General features: G+C 69.3%; 17 protein-coding genes. 5 read left to right on the forward strand and 12 right to left on the reverse strand.

The genetic code is table 11. The features are described 5' to 3' along the window. Window positions 1-95 precede the first annotated feature (95 nt). The gene (locus ACQ86J_RS01160) at window positions 96-896 is read left to right on the forward strand and encodes an SDR family NAD(P)-dependent oxidoreductase (protein ID WP_431269694.1); all 801 of its coding nucleotides are present in this window, start codon (window positions 96-98) and stop codon (window positions 894-896) included. 205 nt (window positions 897-1,101) lie between these two features. On the opposite strand, the gene ACQ86J_RS01165 is transcribed toward ACQ86J_RS01160, so the two are convergent. After that, on the reverse strand, window positions 1,102-1,611 hold the full coding sequence (locus ACQ86J_RS01165) for a cupin domain-containing protein (protein ID WP_431269695.1): 510 nt from the start codon (window positions 1,609-1,611) through the stop codon (window positions 1,102-1,104). 138 nt (window positions 1,612-1,749) lie between these two features. On the opposite strand from ACQ86J_RS01165, the gene ACQ86J_RS01170 reads away from it, so the two are divergent. Next, complete coding sequence (locus tag ACQ86J_RS01170; RefSeq protein WP_431269696.1) at window positions 1,750-2,730, forward strand: TRAP transporter substrate-binding protein; 981 nt, start codon at window positions 1,750-1,752, stop codon at window positions 2,728-2,730. Window positions 2,731-2,790: 60 nt separating this feature from the next. Here ACQ86J_RS01170 and ACQ86J_RS01175 read toward each other — a convergent pair whose 3' ends face one another. Continuing rightward, the gene (locus tag ACQ86J_RS01175; protein WP_431269697.1) at window positions 2,791-3,753 is read right to left on the reverse strand and encodes a dihydrodipicolinate synthase family protein; all 963 of its coding nucleotides are present in this window, start codon (window positions 3,751-3,753) and stop codon (window positions 2,791-2,793) included. 122 nt (window positions 3,754-3,875) lie between these two features. Between ACQ86J_RS01175 and ACQ86J_RS01180 the strand changes: the two genes are divergently transcribed. Next, window positions 3,876-4,913 carry a Bug family tripartite tricarboxylate transporter substrate binding protein gene (locus ACQ86J_RS01180; protein WP_431269698.1) on the forward strand — a complete coding sequence of 346 codons (1,038 nt, stop codon included), beginning with the start codon at window positions 3,876-3,878 and terminating at the stop codon, window positions 4,911-4,913. On the opposite strand, the gene ACQ86J_RS01185 is transcribed toward ACQ86J_RS01180, so the two are convergent. From ACQ86J_RS01185 to ACQ86J_RS01210, 6 genes are all read right to left on the reverse strand, one after another. Continuing rightward, complete coding sequence (locus tag ACQ86J_RS01185) at window positions 4,870-5,472, reverse strand: thiamine pyrophosphate-dependent enzyme (protein ID WP_431269699.1); 603 nt, start codon at window positions 5,470-5,472, stop codon at window positions 4,870-4,872. The genes ACQ86J_RS01180 and ACQ86J_RS01185 overlap by 44 nt on opposite strands. Continuing rightward, window positions 5,448-6,005 (reverse strand): thiamine pyrophosphate-binding protein, encoded by a 558-nt coding sequence (locus ACQ86J_RS01190; RefSeq protein WP_431269700.1) that lies wholly within the window; start codon window positions 6,003-6,005, stop codon window positions 5,448-5,450. Before ACQ86J_RS01190 ends, ACQ86J_RS01185 begins: the two co-directional genes overlap by 25 nt. Window positions 6,006-6,018: 13 nt before the next feature. After that, window positions 6,019-7,011 carry a Bug family tripartite tricarboxylate transporter substrate binding protein gene (locus ACQ86J_RS01195; protein ID WP_431269701.1) on the reverse strand — a complete coding sequence of 331 codons (993 nt, stop codon included), beginning with the start codon at window positions 7,009-7,011 and terminating at the stop codon, window positions 6,019-6,021. Between the two features lie 144 nt (window positions 7,012-7,155). After that, window positions 7,156-7,503, reverse strand: coding sequence for a VOC family protein (locus ACQ86J_RS01200; protein WP_431269702.1), 348 nt, complete (start codon window positions 7,501-7,503; stop codon window positions 7,156-7,158). A gap of 12 nt (window positions 7,504-7,515) precedes the next feature. After that, the gene (locus tag ACQ86J_RS01205; protein WP_431269703.1) at window positions 7,516-8,484 is read right to left on the reverse strand and encodes an acyl-CoA dehydrogenase family protein; all 969 of its coding nucleotides are present in this window, start codon (window positions 8,482-8,484) and stop codon (window positions 7,516-7,518) included. Beyond that, window positions 8,472-8,714: a hypothetical protein gene (locus tag ACQ86J_RS01210; RefSeq protein WP_431269704.1), complete on the reverse strand. Its 243-nt coding sequence runs from the start codon at window positions 8,712-8,714 to the stop codon at window positions 8,472-8,474. Before ACQ86J_RS01210 ends, ACQ86J_RS01205 begins: the two co-directional genes overlap by 13 nt. Window positions 8,715-8,835: 121 nt before the next feature. Here ACQ86J_RS01210 and ACQ86J_RS01215 point away from each other — a divergent pair, with 121 nt between their 5' ends. Next, on the forward strand, window positions 8,836-9,510 hold the full coding sequence (locus ACQ86J_RS01215; RefSeq protein WP_431269705.1) for a TetR/AcrR family transcriptional regulator: 675 nt from the start codon (window positions 8,836-8,838) through the stop codon (window positions 9,508-9,510). Window positions 9,511-9,641: 131 nt separating this feature from the next. Then, window positions 9,642-10,943 carry an FAD-containing oxidoreductase gene (locus ACQ86J_RS01220; protein ID WP_431269706.1) on the forward strand — a complete coding sequence of 434 codons (1,302 nt, stop codon included), beginning with the start codon at window positions 9,642-9,644 and terminating at the stop codon, window positions 10,941-10,943. Window positions 10,944-10,949: 6 nt separating this feature from the next. Here the strand turns inward: ACQ86J_RS01220 and ACQ86J_RS01225 are convergent, their stop codons facing one another. The 4 genes from ACQ86J_RS01225 to ACQ86J_RS01240 all read right to left on the reverse strand — a co-directional run bounded on the left by ACQ86J_RS01225 (window position 10,950) and on the right by ACQ86J_RS01240 (window position 13,851). Further along, the gene (locus ACQ86J_RS01225) at window positions 10,950-11,363 is read right to left on the reverse strand and encodes a BLUF domain-containing protein (RefSeq protein WP_431269707.1); all 414 of its coding nucleotides are present in this window, start codon (window positions 11,361-11,363) and stop codon (window positions 10,950-10,952) included. Between the two features lie 61 nt (window positions 11,364-11,424). After that, window positions 11,425-12,435, reverse strand: coding sequence for an aldo/keto reductase (locus ACQ86J_RS01230; protein WP_431269708.1), 1,011 nt, complete (start codon window positions 12,433-12,435; stop codon window positions 11,425-11,427). A gap of 62 nt (window positions 12,436-12,497) precedes the next feature. After that, on the reverse strand, window positions 12,498-13,502 hold the full coding sequence (gene hflX / locus ACQ86J_RS01235) for a GTPase HflX (protein ID WP_431272698.1): 1,005 nt from the start codon (window positions 13,500-13,502) through the stop codon (window positions 12,498-12,500). Next, window positions 13,489-13,851: a hypothetical protein gene (locus tag ACQ86J_RS01240; protein ID WP_431269709.1), complete on the reverse strand. Its 363-nt coding sequence runs from the start codon at window positions 13,849-13,851 to the stop codon at window positions 13,489-13,491. The genes hflX and ACQ86J_RS01240 overlap by 14 nt, the downstream gene beginning before the upstream one ends. Window positions 13,852-13,898: the final 47 nt, after the last annotated feature.

A 13,898-nucleotide genomic window follows, 5' to 3' on the forward strand; every position in this document is an offset into this window, starting at 1 on the left:
CCCATCCACGTCATCGCGCCCGGGGTAAACTTGCATGATGCAAGTAAAATGACCAGCATCCGGTCAGTCGTCAAACCCGCAGGAGATGTCCCGAGATGAGCACCGTCCCCCTTGGTACCGCGCTCGTTACCGGCGCCTCGACCGGCCTCGGCGCGGTCTACGCCGACCGTCTCGCCCGCCGTGGCCACGACCTGATCCTGGTCGCCCGCGATGCCGGGCGGATGGAAGCCCTGGCCGCGCGGCTGCGTGCCGAGAGCGGCCGCACCGTCGAGGTCCTGCCGGCCGACCTGACCGAGTCCGCGGCCCTGGCGCTGGTTTCCGACCGGCTGGCGACCGACCCCGCCATCACTCTGCTGGTCAACAATGCCGGGATGTCGATGAAGGGCGGGCTGCTGGAGAACGGGCCCGCCGAGGTTCAACGGCTGATCGCGCTGAACGTCACCGCCCCCACCTTGTTGGCCGGCGCCGCAGCGAGGGCCTTCGCCGCCCGGCGCGCCGGCGCCGTCGTCAATATCGCTTCCGTCCTGGCGCTGGCGCCGGAGATCTATGACGGCGTCTATAGCGGCTCCAAAGCCTATATCCTGAACCTGTCGCTCTCGCTCGCCAACCGGCTGCGCGACGCTGGCGTGCATGTGCAGGCGGTGCTGCCCGGCGCGACGCGTACCGAGATCTGGGAGCGCTCCGGCACCGATGTGAACGCCTTCCCGTCCGAGATGGTGATGGAGGCGGGCAACCTCGTCGACGCGGCCCTGCTCGGTCTCGACCGCGGCGAGACCGTGACCATCCCGCCGCTGGCCGAGGAGGCACAATGGACCACCTACAACGCGGCAAGGCTGGCGATGGGCCCCAACCCGTCACGCCGTGAGGTAGCGCCACGCTATCGCGCCCGGGCTTGAGCGAAAGCAGCCCGGGCAGCATAGCGGAAAACTTGGGGGCCATCGCCCTCGCCAAGCAACCGGCGCGATTGGGATGCAGCCGGTATTCCGCGCCACCGTCGTGCTGCCCGACGCCATTTCCGCCCAAAGGCCCTCGGTTGTCTGACCGAGCGTCGCCGCGTCGAAGTCAAGCTTTGCCCAGGATCAAACCGGCAGCGGCGCGCGGCTAGCCTTTCGGCGGCAGGCTGCCGAAGACCGTCTCCGCCTCGATCTCCAGGACATTCTCCGGGCGCGGGAAGGGCGCCGGCGGCGTGTCGCCCTCCGCACGCGGGCGGCCGATGCGGGCGAAGAAGGTCTCGAGTCCGCCCGGCAGGATGCACCAGACGAAGGTCAGCGGCGCCGTGCCGGTGTTGCGGAAGGAGTGCGGCCGGTTGCGCGGGAAGAAGAAGCAACTGTTCGGCCGCATTGGATGCACCCCGCCCTCGACATGCGCCTCGCCCTCCCCGGCGATGACGAAGATCACTTCCTCGTTCGCGTCATGCATGTGTTCCCGCACATGACAGCCGGGATCCACGGTCTGAGTGCCAAAGGCGAAGGGGGTCTCCGACCCTGTATTCGCCTGGTCCAGCAGGCAGCGGACGAAGCCGTTGGCCGGTACCGGCTGCCAGAAGCTGCGCGCTTCCTCCGGCTGCTGGATCACCAGGCGGGCGGGGCTGGGGGCATGGGTGTCGGGCATCGGGCGACTCTCTGGCAGGCGCCGGATCATCGGGCGGGGAATGCACTGGCGGCAAGCCTTGCCGTGTCACGCCGGCCATGGAACCTTCCCTGTAGGATACGCCAGCGACAACGCCATCCTTGCCGGGAGACGAAGCCGATGAACCGCTGGACCAGATGGGCCGGAGTGCTGGGAATTTCCGCCTTGCTTGCCGCCCCTGCCGCCGCCCAGACCAAATGGGTGATGGCAACGCCCTACGCCGAGAATTTCCACACAGCCAATATCCGCGCCTTCATCGCCGATGTGGAGAAGGCGACCGAAGGCAAGCTGGCGATCCAGCTGCACAACAATGCCACGCTGCTGCCGATGGGCCAGATCAAGCGCGGCGTGCAGACCGGCCAGGTGCAGCTCGGCGAGGTCCTGCTGAGCGCCTATGCGAACGAGGATCCCTTCTTCGAGGTGGACGGCGTCCCCTTCCTGGCCTGGACCTGGCCGCAGGCCGAGGCGCTGAACACGGCGACCGAGCCCTATGTCCGCGCCCGGCTGGAGCGCCAGGGGCTGAGCCTGCTCTACATGGTGCATTGGGACGCGCAGGGCTTCTACGCGAAGACCGAGCTCCGCAGCGTGCAGGACCTGAAGGGCACCCGCTTCCGCGCCTACAACAACGTCACCGGCCGGATGGCGGAGCTGATGGGCGCGACCCCGGTGACGGTGCAGCTGGCCGAGGTCAGCCAGGCCTTCGCCACCAACGTCATAACCTCCATGTTCACCTCGGCGCAGAGCGGGGTGAACGTCACCGCCTGGGACTTCACGAAGTACTGGTACAATGTCGGCGGCATGCGGACGCGGAATGCGGTTTTCGCCAATACCCGCGCGCTGCAAGCGCTGGATGCGCCCACCCGCGCCGCGCTGCTCGCCGCCGCGGCGACGGCGGCGACGCGCGGCAAGGAATTGGCGAAACAGGCGGAGGTCGTGCAGTCCGACCGGCTGCGCGAGAAGGGCATGCTGCTGCCGGCGCCGTCGGACCAGATGATGGTGGAGCTGAAGACGATCGGCGAGACGCTGACCGGGGAATGGGCGCAGCGGGCGGGGCCCGAGGGCGCGCAGATGCTGGAGAAGTACCGGGCGGCGATGCAGTAGGAAAAAGGAAGGTTGGGGGAAGGCGCTTCCCCCAAACCCCCTTCGTTTTCTGTAGGTTTGCTACTCGGCTGCCAGGCGCGTGCGCTCCAGCAGCCCAGCCGCCACCAGGGCGTCGGCGATGCGGCGGATCTCCATCTGCTCCAGCTTCTTCAGCGGCGGGCGGACCACGGCGCGGGGCAGCTTGCCGAGCAGCACCAGGGCCTCCTTCATGCGGTTGTGCATGTCAAAGAAAGGGTCGGCATAGAAGACCTGCGCGGTCGGGCGGATCCGGGCATTGAGCGTCTGCGCCGCCGCCATGTCGCCGGCCTGCACCGCATCGAACAGTCGCGCCTGCAGCTCGGCAATGACGCTGCCGGAGCCGGAGAGCAGCCCAGCCGCGCCGGTGACGAGCGAGGCGAAGAGCCAGGCGCTGTGCGTCGACAATACGTTCACCGGCCGGCGCAGGCCGTGCAGCACCTCGATATGCCGCTCCGCCAGCGCCGGGTCGTTGCACCAGTCCTTGATGGCGCGGAAGCTCGGCACCTCCTCGGCCAGCCTGACCAGCGTCTCCAGCGGATAGGTCAGGCCGGTCACCGCCGGATACTGGAAAACGATCAGCGGCAGGTCGGTGGCGGCGGCGATGGCGCGGACATGGTCGGCGAGACAGTCAGGCCGTGCCGCATTGCCGCGCGCCAGCACCCCGGGCGGAAAGACGAGCAGCGCCGAGGCGCCTCCGGCCGCGGCCCGCTTCGCCAGCCGCACCGCCTGCAGCGTGCCGTCGGCATAGATGCCGTTCACCACGGGGATCTGGTCGCCGATCTCCTCAAGCGTGACCGCCAGCACCCGCTCCTGCTCCTCCGGGTCGCAGGAGGCGACTTCCGAGGCATGCGCATTGGTGGTGATGGCGGTGACGCCGCGCACCGACGCCACGTCGCGGAGATGCGCGCGGTAGGACACCTCGTCGATCGAGAGGTCGTCGTGGAAGGGCAGCAGCACGGCGGGGATGGTGCCGCGCGGCTCGTGGCCGGGGAAGCGGGCGGGCATCGGGGCATCCTCCAGGTGGTCGGCTCTCGCGGCCGGTGCAGGCGGGCAGCCTGCTGACGCCCGCATTGCCCTGTCAAGCGGCGCTGCTAGGCTGCCGGGAAGGACACGCCCGAGGAAACCCGATGCCCCTGCCCCGCCGCGCCCTGCTCGGCGCCTCCCTGGCGCTGCCTGCGCTGGGCGCCCGCGCGCAAGCCTGGCCCAATCGCCCGATCCGCATCATCGTGCCCTCCGTCACCGGCGGCTTCGACAATTACGCCCGGCTGAAGACGCCGCGGCTGAGCGAGATCCTGGGCGTCCCGGTGGTGGTCGAGAACCGACCCGGCGCCAATGGCAATATCGGCATGCAGGAAGTCCAGCGCTCAGCGCCCGACGGCCACACCATCCTCTTCGCCGCGATCGGCTCGCTTTCCATCAATGTCAGCGTCTATCGCGGCATGCCGCTGGACCCGGTGGAAGACCTGGCGGCAGTGGCCTGCCCGGTGACCTCTCCCATGGTCTGGGTGGCGAACCCGGAAAGTGGCCCACGCAGCCTGGGCGAGCTGGTCGAGCGCGCCCGCGTCGCTCCGGGCAAGCTGGACTACGCGCTGCCGAGCGCGGGGACGATCAACCACCTGATCGTCGAGGGCTTCAAGCTGCGGCACGGGCTCGACATCCCCGCGGTGCCCTATCGCGGCACGCCGCCGGCGCAGCTGGACGTGGTGGCAGGGCGGGTGCCGGTGATGGTGGACAGCCTCGGCGCCGGCTGGGGGCATATCAGCGCCGGCCGGCTGCGGCCGCTCGCGGTGACCTCGCGCGATCGTTCGCCCCGGGCGCCGGAGGTGCCGACGGCGATCGAGCTTGGCCTGGACCAGACGGATTACGTCGCCTGGTACGCCTACATGGCGCCGAAGGCGACTCCGCCGGAGCTGGTGGCGACGCTGAACGCGGCGATCAACCGCGTGGCGCTTGACGAGGCATATGTCGCGCGGCTGGCGGAGATGGGGGCCGGGACGCAGGCGATGACTCCTGGCGGCGCAGCTCGCCTTCATGCTGGCCGAGCGGCAGAAGTGGGGAGACATCGCCCGGGCGGCGAAGGTCGAGGTGGTGTAGCGGGGCGCGGCGAGCGCTCCCCGCCCGCTATCCCGGCAGCTTGCTTGTCTTCGCGCCCATGCCGCGCATGAACCGGTCGCGGATCTGCGCCGGGTCGCGCTCCGTCTGAGTCGGGGGCTTCGCATCGTCCAGCTTCAGGCCGATCAGGTTCGGCCCCTCGCCGGCCAGGCTTGCCTCCACCAGCCGCTCGAAATCCGTCTCGTCCTTCGCCCAGACCGAGTTCGCCAGCCCGCAGCCGCGCGCGATCGCCACGTAATCCGCGCTGCCCGCCGCCGGCGTCGGTTGGCCGCCGGTGATCTGGTAGCTGCCGTTATCCATCACCAGGATGGTCAGGTTCTTCGGCCGCAGGGTCGCCACCGTCGCCAAACAGCCGAGCTGCATCAGGATCGACCCGTCACCCTCCAGCGCGAAGACGCGCCGCTGCGGCTGCGCCAGGGCCACGCCGAGGGCGATCGGCACCGCCAGCCCCATGCTGCCCAGCATGTAGAAATTTTGCGGCCGGTGCCCCGCCGACCAGAGGTCGAAATTGGTATGACCGATGCCGCCGATGACGGCTTCCTCCTGCCTGAGGCGCGCGACCATCCGCTGCATCAGGTCGAAGCGGTTCATGCGGTGGGTATTGTCCGCCATGGCTCAGCCCCCGCCTTCACGGGCGAGGCCTTCCCGCCGGTCAGCAGCGGCGAGAGGATCAGCGCCGCCGGCTGCTGCGTCAGCAGCGCCTGCTTGATCGTGCGGTCGACGATGAAGCCGCATTCGTCGAGCCGGGTGATCACGTGGTGCTCCATCCCGAGCGACTCCAGGGTCGGCCGCATGGTCCGCCAGACCGCCGCCTGGCCGATGTTGAACTCGCCCAGCGTGCCGCGCTCGCTGACCATCAGCAGCACCGGGATCTGGTAGGCGCAGGGCAGGCTGGCCAGGACATTGGCCAAGGTGGCGAAGCCGCTGGTCTGCATCAGCACCATGCCGCGCATTCCCGCCATGGCGCCGCCGGCGACGATGCCGACCGCCTCCTCCTCCCGCGCCGTGGTGAAGGCGGTGAAGTAGGGATCGGCGTGGATGGCGGCGATCAGCGGCTTCAGCACGTTGTCCGGCACATAGGGAATCAGGCGGATGTCGTTCGCCTTCAGCGCCTCCACCACGATTTCATGCCATTCCTGGCTCACGGCGACGTCCCCCTCATTCCACCGCGATCTTCGCCTGCCGGATCACCTCGCGCCAGAGGGGACTTCCCGCGCCACCCGCACCTTCAGTCCCTCCGCGCCCTCCGGCACCACCGGAACACCCGCCACGCGGTAGCGCTGCGCGACATCGGGCCGCGCCAGCACCGCCAGTACCGCGGACGCCAGGCGCTCGACGACCGGCGCCGGCGTCCCGGCCGGCGCATAGAGCGCGTTGAAGGTCTCCGACACCGCGTCGGGGATGCCGAGCTTCGCCGAGCGTCGGCACATCCGGCAGGTCGGGCGAGCGGGTCGCGCCGGTCTGCGCCAAGGCCAGAGTCCGGCCGCTGGCCCGCGCTGCCTCGACCGAGCCGCCCTGGCTGGCGACCAGCACCTCCACCGTCCCGGCCAGGATCGCCTGCACCGCCGGCCCGGCACCGAGGAAGGGGATGTGCTGCATCTGGATCCCGGTGCGCAGCTTCAGCACCTCTCCGGCCAGGTGCGGCGTCGTGCCGATGCCCGGGCTGGCGTAGTTGAAGCGCTCCGGCTGCGCCTTCGCGAGGGCAATCAGCTGCGCCAGAGAGGTGATGCCGCTGTCGGCCCGCACGCAGATCAGGTTGGGCGAGGCGCCGAGCGTGCCGACCGGGGCGAAGTCGCGGTAGGGGTCGTAGGGCGCGTTGCGGTAGAGGCTGGCATTCACCACGAAGACGCTGCTGGCGCAGAGCAGCGTGTAGCCATCCGCCGCGGCGCGGGCGACATAGCCGATGCCGATATTGCCGCCGGCGCCGGCGCGGTTCTCGACCACTACCGGCTTGCCGAGGATCTCGGCCATGCCGGGCGCCACCAGCCGCGCTGAGGTATCGGTGGACCCGCCCGGCGGGAAGCAGCAGACCAGCGTGACGGGGCGTTCGGGCCATATGCCCTGCGCCCGACTAAGCGGTGCCGCAAGCGCTCCGGCAGCGGTGATCATGCTGCGTCGGCCCATGCGGCCGGCGGCGAAATCCTGGACCATGGCTTTCCTCGCGGCCGGCGCCTCTCCGGACGCCGTGCCGCAAGCCTAGACCGGACTCGGTCGGACGACCAAGCGGCGGTCGATCACGCGGCGGCGGGCGTTTCCTCCGGCGGGTAGTTCAGCTCGACCGCCACGCCGTCGGGATCAAGGATGAAGAGCTGGGTCTGCCGGTCGCGCGGGATCACCCGCTCCTCGTGCTTGATGCCGCGTTGGGCCAGCCGCGCCTTCATCTCGGCAAGCCCAGTACAGGTGAAGGCGATGTGGTCGAGCAGCCCGGTCGGGCCGGATTCTGCGGTGCTTCGGATGCGCGTCGTCGGCACGCGGACCGATCAGATGGACCGTCGGGTTGTCGCCGACATAGAGCCAGTAGCCCGGGAAGTTCAGCGGCGGCCGGTAGCCGACATGCAGCCCGAGCACGTCCTCATAGAATTGCCGGGTCCGCTCCAGATCGACCGGGCGGATGGTGTAGTGGTTCAGGCCTTCCAATGGCATGACATGCCTCCCCTAAAAGAACCGGCCGGATGGATTCATCCCGAGGAAATGCTGGCCGCACATCTCGAGATGCGCCGTCCGCCCCTGTACCTGCTGCGCCGAGGCGTGAATGTCCCGCATCCGCCGCTCGAACGGCCCGCCGACCATGATCGCGCTCGCCCCGGCCTCGTGATAGGCCCATTCGGCAACCTCCTTCGCGCGATGGATCGCCGAGGTCGTGGCCAGCCGTACCATGGCGCGCTCATGCATGGTGATTTCGCCGGTGCGGGCGGCGATGCCATGCGCCTCGTCCAGCACCTCGACCAGCCAGGCGCCGGCCGAACGGAGCTTGGCCTCGCATTGCGCGATGCCGTTCTGGATCACCTCGCTCTCGCGCATCGGCTTGGTCATCGCCGCGGCGGTCTTGGTCTTCGCCATCTCGGTGAAGGCATCCAGCATGCCGCGGGCGATGCCCATGGAGACGCCGGCGAAGCCCGAGGCATAGAGGTTGGTGGTGGTGAACTTGTACAGCGGCGCGTCGATCCTGCGTTCCTCGTCGCTGTCCCGGCAGACGGCGAGTTCCTCCGGCACGAAGATGTCCTCGAAGGTGTAGGTGTCGCTATTGGTGCCGCGCAAACCGACCACGTTCCAGACATCGTGGAACCGCACCTTCTCCCGCGGCACCAGCATCGTGCGCTCGTGCTGCGTGCCGTCCGGGTTCTTGCGGATGGTCCCATCCGGCTCGACCACGCGGCAATGCCCACCCATCCAGGTCGCATGGCGGTTGCCGCTGGCAAAGCCCCAGGTGCCGGAGACGCGGTAGCCGCCGGGGACCACCTGGGCGACGCCGTTGCCGAAGCCCCAGGCCAGCACGGCCCGTGGGTCGCCAAAGACCTCCCAAGCGGCCTCGGGCGCAAGATAGGCGGCCGAGAAGGAACATCCGGAGGCCTGGCAGAGGCACCAGCCGACCGAGCCGTCCGCCGCGGCGATCACCTCCTGCATCCGGAAGAAAGTGGCAGGGTCACTTCCTCCCCGTTATAGGCACGAGGCAGGAGGGTGCGGAACAAAGCGCTGCCGTGCAGCGCGTCCAGCACCTCGGGCGTGAAGCGCTTGTTGGCCTCGATGGTCGGGGCGTCGCGCTCGATGATGCCGGCGATGGCGCGGGCCCGGGCGACCGGGTCGGTGCGGCTGCGCATCGGCGTGACCCCGTCCATGTCCAGCGCTGCGCTCATGCCCGTCTCCATCACGTGTTCGGTCGCCCGACCAAATCTCGACGCGAGGGGCCTGTCGTGTCAAGGACAGGCTGCGGCGCTATAGGATTCGGCAGCGCCGGACAAGGTGGGCTCAACGAGGATGACGGTGACCGAGAAGACCAGGCCGGCAGGCCCCGAGGTACCGGCCAGCGGGGCAGTCGCCAGCGTGCGCGACCGGATCCTGGACGTGGCCCAGGAGCTGTTTGCCGAGCACGGCTATTCCGCCGCGTCCACCCGGGCGATCGCGCAGGCCGCCGGGGTCAACCTCGCGCAATTGCATTACCATTTCGGCGCCAAGCGGGATCTGTTCAAGGCGGCCTATCTGCGCGGCGCGGTTCAGGTGACCGAAGCCCGCAGCAAGGCGCTGGCCGAGGCTCGCGCGGCGCATGCCCGCGGGCCGATCCCGCTGGGAGAGTTGGTGGCCAGCTTCGTCACCCCCTTCATGCTGAACGGCAAGACGCCGGAAGGCCGCGCCACCATGCGCATGCATGCGAGGCTGCATACCGAGCCCGACGACATCTCGAAGGACGTGCTCAGCACTGTCTATGACGAGACCACCCTGGCCTATGTCGACGAGTTCCAACGGGTGCTGCCGCACCTGACGCATGAGACGCTCTGCTGGCGTCTCTATTTCATGATGGGGGCCTATCGCTACACGCTGCTGCGCACCGGGCGGCTGGAAGCGATGTCGGGCGGTGCCTGCGACAGCGGCGACTTCGACCGGGCGGTGGCAGAGATCGTGCCCTTCCTCTGCGCCGGACTCTCCGCAGCCTAACAACTTCGTGTCCGTCGGAAGCGCCCGGTGCCGCCAGGGCTTTCCGATGCGACACGGCGGGAGGCGGCGGTGGCGGCATTCGATGCGATCGTGATCGGGGCCGGCCAGGCCGGCCCTTCCTCGCCTTCCGCTTGGCCGCCACCGGGCGGCGCGTCGCCATGGTGGAACGTGCCGCGCTGGGCGGCACCTGCGTCAATACCGGCTGCACCCCGACCAAGACCCTGGTCGCCAGCGCCAAGGTGGCGCAGCAGGCGCGCCGTGCCGCCGAATACGGTATCGTCCTGCCGGGTGAGGTGGGCATCGACTGGCCGAAGGTGAAGGCCCGGATGGACGCTGTCGTCGCCCGCTCGCGCGACGGGCTGGCACACTCCCTCGGGACCACCGAGAACATCACCCTGCTGCATGGCCATTCCCGCTTCGCCGGTCCGCATGCGGTCACGGTGAACGGGCAGCGGCTGGAGGCGCCCTGGATCTTCCTCGATGTCGGCGGGCGCGCCGCGGCGCCGCCGATCCCCGGGCTGGACACGGTGCCCTGGCTGACCAACAGCACTCTGCTGCAACTGGATATCCTGCCGCGACACCTGGCGATCATCGGCGGCAGCTATATCGGCCTCGAATTCGCGCAGACCTTCCGCCGGTTCGGCTGCGCCGTCACGGTCGTGGAACTGGCGCCAAGGCTGATCCCGCGCGAGGACGAGGAGGTCTCCGCCGCGATCCGGGCGATGCTGGAGGCCGAGGGCGTCGCCTTCCGGGTCGGCGCCAAGGGCCTCGCGGTCGCGCCAGGGGAGAACGGCGTTGTGGTCAATCTGGAAGGGACGCCGGACATACACGCCTCCCACCTCCTGCTGGCGACCGGGCGACGCCCGAACACCGACGATCTCGGCCTGGAAGCTGCCGGCATCACCCGCGACGGGCGCGGCTTCATCACGGTGGACGAGAGTCTGCAGACCAGCGTCCCCGGCGTCTGGGCGCTCGGCGAATGCAATGGCCGAGGCGCCTTCACCCATACCGCCTACAACGACTACGAGATCGTCGCCGACAACCTGCTGGACGCTGCGGCGCGGAAGGTGACGGACCGGCTGCCCTGCTACGCGCTGTTCACCGACCCGCCGCTCGGCCGCGTCGGGCTATCGGAGGCCGAGGCGCGCGCCGCCGGGCATGACATCCTGATCGGCCGGCGGCCGATGACGCGGGTGAACCGCGCGGTCGAGAAGGGCGAAACCACCGGCTTCATCAAGGTCGTGGTCGATGCGACGACGTGGCAAATCCTCGGCGCCGCCATTCTGGGCGTCGAGGGTGACGAGGCGATCCATGGCCTGCTCGATTTGATGTATGCCAAGGCGCCGGCATGGGTGATGCAGCGGGCGGTGCATATCCACCCGACAGTGTCGGAGCTGATCCCGACGGTGATGGGCGACCTCAAGCCCGGCTGAGCGGCCCTACCACGCCAGCTTCTCCTGCGGCTCCTGCGACACCCGGTCGAAGAGCCGGCGATAGGCCCCTGCCCCGGCCTCCCGCGCCGCACCCAGCCGCACCGCGGCCTGATCCCACATCCAGCTCCGTGCCGGGTCGTCCCGCATGGCCCAATCGGGGAAGAGCCGTAAGGGCGTGTCGCCATACCAGATCAATGTCACCTCGACATGCCGCTCGTCCCGCAGGATGCGGCCGAAGGTCGCGGTCACCGCGGCGCGCTCGCCTTCCAGAATCTGCACATAGAGGTCGGCGCGGCAGACCAGCGCGCCGGTGATGCCGTCCCGCTCGTTGTTGCGGCGGGCACCCAGCAGAATGTCGTCGAGAATCTGGGCATCGAAGCCGAAGGGCCGGGAGGCGTAGATCAGCTGGGTCAGTGGCATCGGTCATCGGCTCCCGGATGCTGGCGAGACTGCGCCCCCGGCCGCCATTCCGCCAGCGGTTTCAGGCGGTTGCCGGGATGCGGCCCTCGATCGGGTATTGCGGATCGTTGTAGCCGGGAGTGGAGGGATGGCCGGGCGGAACCAGCGCATCGACCAGCGCCTCGTCCTCGGCGGTGAAGCGGTAGGACAGCGCGGCCAGGTAGTCCTCAAGATGCGCCTCGGTCCGCGGCCCGACGATGCAGCCGGTGACCAGGCGATTGTACAGCACCCAGTTGATCGCGAGATGCGCCGACGAGGTACCGCGCGCGGCAGCGTGGTCCCGGATGCGCTGGGCGATCTCCAGCGATTCCGGCCGCAGTTCGGTCTCAAGCATCCGCTTGTCCTGCCGGGCGGCGCGGCTGCCGGGTTCAGGCGTCTCGCCGGGCCGGTACTTCGCGGTCAGCACGCCGCGGGCCAGCGGCGAATAAGGGAAGATGCCGAGCCCGTAATGCGCTGCGACGGGAAGCTGCTCGACCTCGGGCTGGCGGTTCATGGCGTTGTAGTAGGGCTGGGAGACGATCGGCCGGTCGATACCGAGCTGGTCGCAAAGCCGGCAAATCTCGGCGATACGCCAGGACCGGTAGTTGGAGACGCCGAAATGGCGGATCTTGCCGGCGCGAACGAGGTCGCCGAGCGCCCGCACCGTGATCTCGAGCGGCGTCGCGTGATCCTCCTTATGGAGGTAGAGGATGTCGACATGGTCGGTGCCGAGCCGCTTCAGGCAGGCCTCGGTCCCCTGGATGACCCATCGGCGCGACAGGCCACCCTCGTTCGGATTCTTGCCGACCTTGTTGGCGATCTTGGTCGCCAGCACCCAGGCAGAACGGTTTGTCCTGATGGCGGCGCCGACGACCTCCTCGGACCTGCCGCCGTTATAGGCATCGGCGGTGTCGAGGAAGTTGATTCCCGCCTCGGCGGCGCGGGCGATCAGCCGCTCACTGGCGGCAGCATCGGTCGGGCCGCCGAACATCATGGTGCCGAGGCAGAGCCGGCTGACCTTGATGCCGCTGCGGCCGAGCATGCGGGTTTCCATGGTGCATCTCCCCTATGGGCGGCGAGGCTCGCTGCCCCGGCCGAGGGCGTCAAGGCGCCGCCTCAGGCCGCCGCCAAGCTCCGCCGCAGCCGCGCGAGGGCGCCGGGCAGTCCGCGGATCCTCAGCACGCGTCCGGCCTCGTCGTAATCTTCCGACAGCACCCGCGCGCTTTCGTAGACCTCGCCGATCAGCCCCTGCTTGGCATAGGGCAGCACCAGCACATCCTCGACCATCTCCGCCTCGAAGAAGCCGATGATGGTCTCCCGCAACGCGGCGACATCGGCAGGGGCATGGGCCGAGAGCATGATTGCATCGGGATGCTTCTCGACCAGCGCGGCGCGCCCGGCGGCATCCATCCGGTCGAGCTTGTTCAGCACCAGGCGCGACGGCACTGCATCCGCGCCGATCTCGCGCAGCACGCTGCGGCTTACCTCGAGCTGCGCCTCGTGGGTCGGGTCCGAGGCATCGACCACATAAAGCAGCAGCGACGCTTCCAGCGCCTCCGTCAGGGTCGAGCGGAAGGATGCGACGAGGTCGTGCGGCAGCTGCTTGATGAAGCCGACGGTGTCGGAGACCAGCACGCGCGGCCGGGTCTCCGGCTGCAGGATGCGGACGGTGGTGTCGAGCGTGGCGAAGAGCTTGTCCTCCACCAGCACCTGGCTGCCGGTCAGCGCCCGCATCAGGGACGACTTGCCGGCATTGGTGTAGCCGACGAGGGCCACACGCAGCTGGTCCCGCCGCGCGGAACGGCGGTTGTCGCTGTCCCGCTGCACCGCCTCAAGCTGCTCCTTCAGCTCGGCGAGCCGGTCTCGAATCTTGCGGCGATCAAGGTCGAGGTTGCTCTCGCCGGCACCAGGCCCCTGCCGCCGCTCGCCGCCGCCCGAGGATTCCCGGAGCCGAGGCGCGACGTATTTCAGCCGCGCCATCTCCACCTGGAGCTTCGCCTCCCGCGTATTGGCATGGCGGTGAAAGATCTCGACGATGACGCCGGTGCGGTCGAGCACCTCGGCCCCGGTGGCGCGCTCCAGGTTGCGGATCTGGCTGGGCGAGAGCTCATGGTCGACGATGACGAATTCCGGCCTGCGGCCAGCCTCGGGCGCCGCTTCGGCCGGCTCCTCCGCCGCGTCCGCGCCTTCGAAGCGCCGGCGCGCCTTGGATTTCGGCGGCGGCGCCATAGATCCGACCTGGCCGCTGCCGCCGGTCAGCCGCCGCGAGCTCCGCCAGCTTGCCGCTGCCGAGCAGCGAGCCGGCGCCGGTACCCTCGCGCCGCTGCGACACCGAGCCCACCACCTCGTAGCCCAGCGTCTTCACCAGGCGCCCGAGTTCCTCAAGGCTGGCGGCGTGGGAGACGTCATCGACCTCGGGCAGCTGGATGCCAACAAGGACGGCGCGGGGGATCGGCGGCTTGGTTTCCATGCCAGGGAAGTAGCACGGATGGCGCCGCGGCCTGCAGGGGTCGAATG

It is taken from the genome of Dankookia sp. P2 (genome assembly GCF_050632255.1).
GTDB lineage: Bacteria > Pseudomonadota > Alphaproteobacteria > Acetobacterales > Acetobacteraceae > Paracraurococcus.

Coding starts and splice junctions, on each gene's coding strand:
- ACQ86J_RS01200 (WP_431269702.1), bottom strand. CDS start 7,503: ATGCCATTGGAAGGCCTGAACCACTACACCATCCGCCCGGTCGATCTG.
- ACQ86J_RS01195 (WP_431269701.1), bottom strand. CDS start 7,011: ATGGTCCAGGATTTCGCCGCCGGCCGCATGGGCCGACGCAGCATGATC.
- ACQ86J_RS01215 (WP_431269705.1), top strand. CDS start 8,836: ATGACGGTGACCGAGAAGACCAGGCCGGCAGGCCCCGAGGTACCGGCC.
- ACQ86J_RS01180 (WP_431269698.1), top strand. CDS start 3,876: ATGCCCCTGCCCCGCCGCGCCCTGCTCGGCGCCTCCCTGGCGCTGCCT.
- ACQ86J_RS01170 (WP_431269696.1), top strand. CDS start 1,750: ATGAACCGCTGGACCAGATGGGCCGGAGTGCTGGGAATTTCCGCCTTG.
- ACQ86J_RS01165 (WP_431269695.1), bottom strand. CDS start 1,611: ATGCCCGACACCCATGCCCCCAGCCCCGCCCGCCTGGTGATCCAGCAG.
- ACQ86J_RS01185 (WP_431269699.1), bottom strand. CDS start 5,472: ATGGCGGACAATACCCACCGCATGAACCGCTTCGACCTGATGCAGCGG.
- ACQ86J_RS01205 (WP_431269703.1), bottom strand. CDS start 8,484: ATGCAGGAGGTGATCGCCGCGGCGGACGGCTCGGTCGGCTGGTGCCTC.
- ACQ86J_RS01225 (WP_431269707.1), bottom strand. CDS start 11,363: ATGCCACTGACCCAGCTGATCTACGCCTCCCGGCCCTTCGGCTTCGAT.
- ACQ86J_RS01160 (WP_431269694.1), top strand. CDS start 96: ATGAGCACCGTCCCCCTTGGTACCGCGCTCGTTACCGGCGCCTCGACC.
- ACQ86J_RS01210 (WP_431269704.1), bottom strand. CDS start 8,714: ATGAGCGCAGCGCTGGACATGGACGGGGTCACGCCGATGCGCAGCCGC.
- ACQ86J_RS01175 (WP_431269697.1), bottom strand. CDS start 3,753: ATGCCCGCCCGCTTCCCCGGCCACGAGCCGCGCGGCACCATCCCCGCC.
- ACQ86J_RS01240 (WP_431269709.1), bottom strand. CDS start 13,851: ATGGAAACCAAGCCGCCGATCCCCCGCGCCGTCCTTGTTGGCATCCAG.
- ACQ86J_RS01230 (WP_431269708.1), bottom strand. CDS start 12,435: ATGGAAACCCGCATGCTCGGCCGCAGCGGCATCAAGGTCAGCCGGCTC.